Here is a 7,849-nt window from a genome sequence, read left to right as displayed (position 1 = left end):
TCAACACCTCTTTTTCTCCGCTTTCGACCGAGAAGATCGAAACGTTAATAGAGCCAGACAACACTGCCCTATCAACTCTTTCTGGGCTTCGATGAACTGAAGCAAGTCGCTGTCGAATCCTGCTTAACTCTTTGTTTACCAAGGAGTTTTCCGTTTCGACTGCGCCGGAAGTGGGGCGAATTATAGACTTCCAGAATCTGCCGTCAACACCTTTTTTCATATTTCTGTCACACAGGTCAAAAAACTCCCAGAAACGCAAAAGCCGGCCCCGAGGGGCCGGCTTTCTGCACTACTTACAAACTAGGGAAAGCAAATTGCGAGGCTTCATGACTGGCCCGCTGCGGCCAACGCTGGGTAATCGCCTTGCGACGAGTATAGAAACGCACCCCATCCGGCCCGTAGGCATGCAGATCGCCAAACAGCGAACGCTTCCAGCCACCAAAACTGTGATACGCCACCGGCACAGGCAATGGAACATTCACCCCCACCATACCCACTTCAATCTCGTCACAGAACAGACGCGCCGCTTCACCGTCACGGGTGAAGATACACGTACCGTTACCGTATTCATGGTCGTTGATCAGTTGCATGGCCGCTTCCAGGCTATCCACCCGCACAACACACAACACCGGCCCAAAGATCTCTTCTTTGTAGATACGCATTTCAGGCGTCACATGATCAAACAGACTACCGCCCAGGAAGAAACCTTCTTCATGGCCCGCAACACTCAGTCCGCGCCCATCAACCACCAACCTGGCACCCGAAGAAACACCGTCTTCTATATAGCCACTGACCTTATCCCGCGCCTGGCCAGTCACCAGCGGCCCCATATCCAGGCCACAAGACGTCCCCGCCCCGATCTTCAGTGCCTTGACCTGCGGCACCAGCTTGGCGATCAACGCATCCGCCACTTGGTCGCCCACGCACACCGCCACCGAGATCGCCATGCAACGCTCACCGCAGGAACCGTATGCTGCACCCATCAGAGCGCTGACGGCGTTATCCAGATCCGCATCCGGCATCAGCACCGCGTGGTTCTTCGCCCCACCCAATGCCTGTACGCGCTTGCCACGCTTGGTTGCCTCGGAGTAGATGTATTCGGCAATCGGCGTCGAGCCCACGAAGCTAAGCGCCTTCACTTCCGGCGCCTCGATCAGCGCGTCCACCGCGCCCTTGTCACCGTGCACCACGCTGAGCACACCTTTGGGCAGCCCGGCTTCCTGCAACAGTTGTGCAATCAGCAATGTCGAGCTCGGATCACGCTCCGATGGTTTCAGGATGAAACAGTTACCGCAGACGATCGCCAGCGGATACATCCACAGCGGCACCATTGCCGGGAAGTTGAACGGGGTAATACCGGCCACTACGCCCAGCGGCTGGAAATCCGACCATGCATCAATATTTGGTCCTACATTACGGCTGTACTCGCCTTTCAGAATCTCTGGTGCCGAACACGCGTACTCAACGTTCTCGATGCCACGCTTCAACTCACCGGCGGCATCTTCCAGCGTCTTGCCATGCTCTTCGCTGATCAGTTGCGAAATGCGCGCTTCGTTCTGTTCCAGCAATTGCTTGAAACGAAACATCACCTGGGCACGCTTGGCCGGCGGAGTATTACGCCAGGCCGGGAACGCCGCCTTGGCTGCGTCGATCGCCTGCTGGATGGTTTCACGGCTGGCCAACGGCACTTGATGAATCACTTGGCCGGTCGACGGGTTGTACACGTCGGCACTACGGCCGGAATCACTGACCAACTCACCGTTGATCAAATGCTGGATAAGGCTCATGCGGGGCTCCTGAAAAGTTGTTCTATATAGAAGGAGAAATCAGTCGATCTTGTTCAGCACTTCGCCGACCGCATCGAACAGGCGATCCAGGTCCTGCGGCTTGCTGTTGAAGGTTGGCCCGAACTGCAGGGTGTCACCGCCAAAGCGCACGTAGAAACCCGCTTTCCACAAAGCCATGCCGGCCTCGAATGGACGCACGATGGCATCACCATCACGCGGGGCAATCTGGATCGCGCCGGCCAGGCCGTAGTTGCGAATATCGATCACGTTCTTGCTGCCCTTCAAGCCATGCAGCGCATTCTCAAAGTGCGGGGCGACTTCAGCGACGCTCTGCACCAGGTTTTCCTTCTGCAACAGGTCCAATGCCGCCAGGCCCGCCGCGCAGGCCACCGGGTGCGCCGAGTAGGTGTAGCCGTGGGGGAATTCCACCGCGTACTCCGGCGTCGCCTGGTTCATGAAGGTCTGGTAGATCTCGCTGCTGGCAATCACTGCGCCCATCGGGATCGCGCCGTTGGTGACTTGCTTGGCGATGCACATCAGGTCCGGGGTCACGCCGAAGCTGTCGGCACCGAACATCGAGCCGGTACGGCCGAAACCGGTGATCACCTCATCGAACACCAGCAGGATATTGTGCTGGTCACAGATCTCACGCAGACGCTTGAGATAACCCTGTGGCGGCACCAGCACGCCAGCGGAGCCGGCCATAGGTTCGACAAACACTGCAGCGATGTTCGACGCGTCGTGCAATTCGATCAGCTTGAGCAGTTCGTCTGCCAGCGCGATACCGCCCTGCTCCGGCATGCCACGGGAGAAGGCATTGCTTGCCAGCAAGGTATGCGGCAAATGGTCAACGTCCATCAAGCCCTGGCCAAACAGCTTACGGTTGCCGTTGACGCCCCCCAGGCTGGTACCGGCAATGTTCACACCGTGATAACCACGGGCGCGACCGATCATCTTGGTCTTGGTGGCCTGGCCCTTCAGGCGCCAGTACGCACGCACCATCTTCACCGCCGTATCGGCACACTCGGAGCCAGAGTCGGTGAAGAACACATGGTTCAGGTTGCCTGGGGTCAGGTCGGTAATCTTTTCCGCCAACTGGAAGGACAATGGATGACCGTACTGGAAGCCCGGCGAGTAGTCCAACGTGCCCAGCTGCTTGGCGACCGCGTCCTGGATTTCCTTGCGCGTATGCCCGGCACCACAGGTCCACAGGCCCGACAACGAGTCATACACCTTGCGGCCCTTGTCATCGGTCAACCAGCTCCCTTCGGCGGCCACGATCAGGCGCGGGTCACGCTGGAAGTTTCGGTTGGCGGTGTATGGCATCCAGTGCGCGTCCAGCTTCAATTGGCTGGCCAGGGACGATGGGGCATTTTCGGGCATGTTCATCAGCAAAACCTCGCAGGGCAAAAGGCAGCGTCGGGATTGAAAAAGCGTTGTTGCAGCTAAATTGCCACGGCGATAAAGTCGGTGAAATCCAACTCTTCTAACCTTCAGTCAGGCCTTCACTAAACTATGAGCAGCCGTCGACCCGACCCCTTGGCCCAAGTCAGCGACTTCGATATCCGCCTGCTGCGCATCTTTCGCAGCGTGGTGGAGTGCGGCGGCTTCTCCGCGGCGGAAACCGTGCTGGGCATCGGGCGCTCGGCGATCAGCCAGCAAATGAGCGACCTGGAGCAACGCCTCGGATTGAGACTGTGCCAACGCGGCCGCGCCGGCTTCTCCCTGACCGAAGAGGGCCGCGAGGTCTACCAGTCGGCCCTGCAACTGCTGAGTGCCCTGGAAAGCTTTCGCACCGAGGTCAACGGCCTGCACCAGCACTTGCGTGGCGAGTTGATCATCGGCCTCACCGACAACCTCGTCACCCTGCCCCACATGCGCATCACCCACGCGCTCGCACAACTGAAGGAGCGCGGGCCGGACGTGCAGATCCAGATCCGTATGATCGCCCCCAACGAAGTCGAACAAGGCGTGCTCGATGGCCGCTTGCATGTGGGCGTGGTGCCCCAGGCCAGCGCCTTGTCGGGGTTGGAATACCAGCCGCTGTACAGTGAACGTTCATTGCTCTACTGCGCGGTCGGCCACCCGTTGTTCTATGCCGACAACAAGCAACTGGAAGATGCACGCATTGACGCCCAGGACGCCATCGCCCCGACCTTCCGCCTGCCCGCCGAAATCCAGGCCCATTACCAGGCGCTCAACTGCACGGCCAGCGCCTCCGACCGCGAAGGCATGGCGTTCCTGATCCTCACCGGCCGTTACATCGGCTACCTGCCCGACCACTACGCGAGCCTTTGGGTACAACAAGGCCGACTGCGTGCGCTGAAACCGGCTACGCGTTTTTACGATTTAAGCCTCGCATCGGTCACGCGCAAAGGCCGGCGCCCCCATTTGGTGCTGGAAAGCTTCCTGGAAAGTCTCGCGGCAACCCGCTAACTCGGCCTCGCAGCTAAAAGCTGAGCAGTTGGACAGCTTTTTGCAACAGCCCAAGTACATAGACCTTGAGTTTGCCCGCCATGTCACCAGAAACGTCCAACAGCAGCGATCTTATCTACGGGCTCAACGACCGCCCGAAACCCGGACCTGCCTTACTCGCCGCCCTGCAACATGTACTTGCCGCATTTGTCGGCATCATCACCCCGCCGCTGATCATCGGCTCCGCCCTGGGCCTCACCGCCCATTTGCCCTACCTGATCAGCATGGCGCTGATGGTCTCCGGTGTCGGCACCTTCATCCAGGCGCGCAGGCCCTTCGGCATAGGCGCCGGGATGATCTGCCTGCAAGGCACCAGCTTCGCGTTTCTCGGCGCGGTGCTGTCGGCAGGTTTCCTGGTAAAACAACGCGGCGGCAGCCCGGAAGACATCATGGCGATGATCTTCGGCGTGTGCTTTTTCGGCGCCGTGGTGCAGATCGTGTTGAGCCGCTTCATCGGGCAGCTGCGCCGAGTCATCACGCCTCTGGTCACCGGAATCGTCATCACCCTGATCGGCATCAGCTTGATCAAAGTCGGTATCACCGACCTCGGCGGCGGCTTCAATGCCGCCGACTTCGGCGCGCCGACCAACCTGGCGCTGGGCCTGTTCGTGGTGTTGACGATCATTCTGCTCAACCGCTCGAATACACCTTGGGTGCGCCTCTCGGCCATCATCATCGGCCTCGCCCTCGGCAGCCTGGCCGCCTGGTTCAGTGGCAAACTGGTGCCTCAAGCCCTGCCAGATCTGCCGCTGGTCAGCCTGCCGATCCCGTTCCGCTTTGGTTTCAACTTCGACTGGAGCGCGTTCCTACCGATCGCGCTTATTTATCTGATCAGCAGCATCGAAACCGTTGGCGACCTCACCGCCAACTGCATGATTGCCCGCCAACCCATCAGCGGCCCTTCTTATATAGGCAGACTCAAGGGCGGCGTACTCGGTGATGGCGTGAGCTGCATGATCGCCGCCACCTTCAGCGCCTTCCCCAACACCACCTTCGCGCAGAACAATGGTGTAATCCAACTCACCGGCGTGGCCAGCCGCTACGTTGGCCTCTACATCGGCGCGGTGCTGTTTTGTCTCGGTCTGTTTCCAATGATTGGCGCCGTGCTGCAACAAATCCCCAAGCCGGTGTTGGGCGGCGCCACCCTGGTGATGTTCGGCAGTGTGGCCGCTGCTGGCGTGCGCATCCTCGCCCAGGCACCGCTGGACCGGCGCAGCATGCTGATCATCGCCACTTCGTTTGGCGTCGGCCTGGGCATCGCCGCCCAACCGAACCTGCTGCATCTGATGCCGACGCTGGTGCAGAACCTGTTTGACTCCGCCATCACCAGCGGCGGGCTGACGGCCATCGTGTTGTGCCTGTTGCTGCCCGAAAGCAAGGCCCCCAGCGCTGCCGCAAACAAAGCACCGGAAAGCGACAGCCTGGAACCGCTTTGACGGTTTTATTGCATCAGGACTTGTCTGAGGCTTGAGGGTGGGTTATCTGTGCACACGTCGTCTCAATCGATCAGCACGGAAACCTCCATGAGCCTCGAAGTTCCTGCCCACAGCACCCACGCCGGTAAGCCCGCCAGCCGCATTCGGCAAAAGAACGAACAAGCGATTCTGCAGGCGGCTGAAGACGAGTTCGCGCGCCATGGCTACAAAGGCACCAGCATGAACACCATCGCGGCCAGTGCCGGGCTGCCCAAGGCCAACTTGCATTACTACTTCACCAACAAGCTGGGCCTGTATATCGCGGTGCTCAGCAATATCCTCGAGCTGTGGGACAGCACCTTCAACACGCTGACCGCCGAAGATGACCCGGCCGTGGCGCTCACCCGCTACATCCGCACCAAGATGGAGTTCTCGCGTCGCCAGCCCCAGGCTTCGCGAATCTTCGCGATGGAGATCATCAGCGGCGGCGAATGCCTCACCGAATATTTCAGCCAGGACTACCGCGCCTGGTTCAGCGGCCGGGCAGCCGTGTTCCAGGCCTGGATCGACGCTGGCAAGATGGACCCGATAGACCCCGTGCACCTGATCTTCCTGCTGTGGGGCAGCACCCAGCACTACGCCGACTTCGCCACCCAGATCTGCCGCGTCACCGGTCGCACCAAGCTGACCAAGCAGGACATGGAAGACGCCGGCACTAACCTGATCCATATCATCCTCAAGGGCTGTGGCATCAAGCCCGCCCATTAAACGAAGCGACTTATGCCTTTCACGCTCACCGGCCTTTGCGAGTTTCGCGAAGAAATACGCAAAAGCCGCTTTATCACCCTCGCCGCACCGATCACCAGCCCGCAAGACGCCCAAGCGTTTTTCGAGCAACACAGCGACTTGAACGCCACGCACAACTGCTGGGCCTGGAAACTGGCCGATCAATACCGCAGCAACGACGATGGCGAACCCGGCGGCACCGCCGGGCGGCCGATCCTGGCGGCCATCGAGGCACAGGGCTTCGATCAGGTGGCGGTGCTGGTGATTCGCTGGTACGGCGGCATCCAGCTGGGCACCGGCGGTCTGGCCCGGGCCTATGGCGGTGGAGCGAACAAATGCCTGCAAACCGCCGATCGCATCGAACTGATCAGCCGTGTCCCCTTGAGTTGCGCTTGTGGCTTCGCCGAGTTGAACCTGGTGAAACTGCGAGTCGCCGAACTGGGTGGGCTGGTGGTCGAAGAAACCTTCACCGCCAATGGCGTCGAGCTGCAACTGGCCTTGGGCCAAGCGCATATCGACACCCTGCAAATTCAACTCGCCGACCTCAGCCGTGGGCGTATCCTGCTACAACGCTGAACTCCGTGAACCGCGACGCTAAAGGAAGATTTTCATGTCTACGCCAAAAACCGCACTGATCATCGGCGCCTCCCGCGGCCTGGGCCTCGGCCTGGTCAAGCAACTGCTTCAGGACGGCTGGGAGGTGACCGCCACCGTGCGTGACCCGAGCAAGGCCGATGCGCTGAAAGCCGTTGGGCCGGTACAGATCGAGAAGCTCGACATGGACGATCAGCAAGCCGTGATCGCCCTGAGCCAACGCCTCAAGGCCAGCACCTTCGACCTGCTGTTCGTCAACGCCGGCGTCAAGGGCCCTGCCAACCAGGAGCCGGGCCACGCCACCCTGGCCGAAGTCGGCCAACTGTTTTTCACCAATGCCGTAGCGCCGATCAACCTGGCCCAGCGTTTCGTCGGGCAGATCCGCAAGGACACTGGCGTGCTGGCGTTCATGAGTTCGGTGCTGGGCAGCGTGACCATCCCGGACGGCTCGGACCTGGCGCTGTACAAAGCCAGCAAGGCGGCACTCAACTCCATGACCAACAGCTTCATCACTCAGTTGGGTGATCACAAGCTGACCGTACTGTCGCTGCATCCGGGCTGGGTGAAGACTGACATGGGCGGCGAAAACGCCCATATCGATGTCGACACCAGCGTGCGCGGCCTGGTTGACCAGGTGAACGCCTACACCGGCAAAGGCGGCCATCACTTCATCGACTACAAAGGCGACACCATCGCCTGGTAAGCGGTGCGGGATTGTTATCGACCGATTGCCGTCGATAACAATCCGCGCGTAGACTGCCCACCTCGCCCTCACGGGCGACCCTGGATCAG

The 7,849-nt window shown here is 60.2% G+C and carries 8 protein-coding genes; 5 read left to right on the top strand and 3 right to left on the bottom strand.

Translation table 11 applies throughout. The features are described from left to right. From AC3WP7_RS24890 to aptA, 3 genes are all read right to left on the bottom strand, one after another. Nucleotides 1-220 (bottom strand): hypothetical protein (locus AC3WP7_RS24890; RefSeq protein ID WP_492574136.1); only part of this gene is annotated, 220 nt, incomplete at its 3' end. A 73-nt stretch (nt 221-293) separates the two neighbouring features. Then, entirely contained in the window at nt 294-1,787 is a 1,494-nt protein-coding gene (locus tag AC3WP7_RS24885) for a CoA-acylating methylmalonate-semialdehyde dehydrogenase (RefSeq protein ID WP_093530605.1), read from the bottom strand. Between the two features lie 39 nt (nt 1,788-1,826). After that, entirely contained in the window at nt 1,827-3,176 is a 1,350-nt protein-coding gene (aptA, locus tag AC3WP7_RS24880) for an omega-aminotransferase AptA (protein WP_102593076.1), read from the bottom strand. 126 nt (nt 3,177-3,302) lie between these two features. Here aptA and AC3WP7_RS24875 point away from each other — a divergent pair, with 126 nt between their 5' ends. The 5 genes from AC3WP7_RS24875 to AC3WP7_RS24855 all read left to right on the top strand — a co-directional run bounded on the left by AC3WP7_RS24875 (nt 3,303) and on the right by AC3WP7_RS24855 (nt 7,760). Then, the gene (locus AC3WP7_RS24875; protein ID WP_071491553.1) at nt 3,303-4,223 is read left to right on the top strand and encodes a LysR family transcriptional regulator; all 921 of its coding nucleotides are present in this window, start codon (nt 3,303-3,305) and stop codon (nt 4,221-4,223) included. 80 nt (nt 4,224-4,303) lie between these two features. Beyond that, entirely contained in the window at nt 4,304-5,698 is a 1,395-nt protein-coding gene (locus AC3WP7_RS24870; protein WP_071491554.1) for a uracil-xanthine permease family protein, read from the top strand. 87 nt (nt 5,699-5,785) lie between these two features. Continuing rightward, nucleotides 5,786-6,445, top strand: coding sequence for a TetR/AcrR family transcriptional regulator (locus tag AC3WP7_RS24865; protein WP_093128558.1), 660 nt, complete (start codon nt 5,786-5,788; stop codon nt 6,443-6,445). A gap of 12 nt (nt 6,446-6,457) precedes the next feature. Beyond that, the gene (locus tag AC3WP7_RS24860) at nt 6,458-7,039 is read left to right on the top strand and encodes an IMPACT family protein (RefSeq protein WP_093128555.1); all 582 of its coding nucleotides are present in this window, start codon (nt 6,458-6,460) and stop codon (nt 7,037-7,039) included. 34 nt (nt 7,040-7,073) lie between these two features. Continuing rightward, nucleotides 7,074-7,760, top strand: a complete 687-nt coding sequence (locus AC3WP7_RS24855) for an SDR family oxidoreductase (RefSeq protein WP_092250053.1) — start codon at nt 7,074-7,076, stop codon at nt 7,758-7,760. The last annotated feature ends 89 nt before the right edge of the window (nt 7,761-7,849 follow it).

The sequence above is a fragment of the Pseudomonas sp. FW305-3-2-15-C-LB1 genome (assembly GCF_058787615.1).
This window is presented reverse-complemented; position numbering and strand designations above follow the sequence as displayed.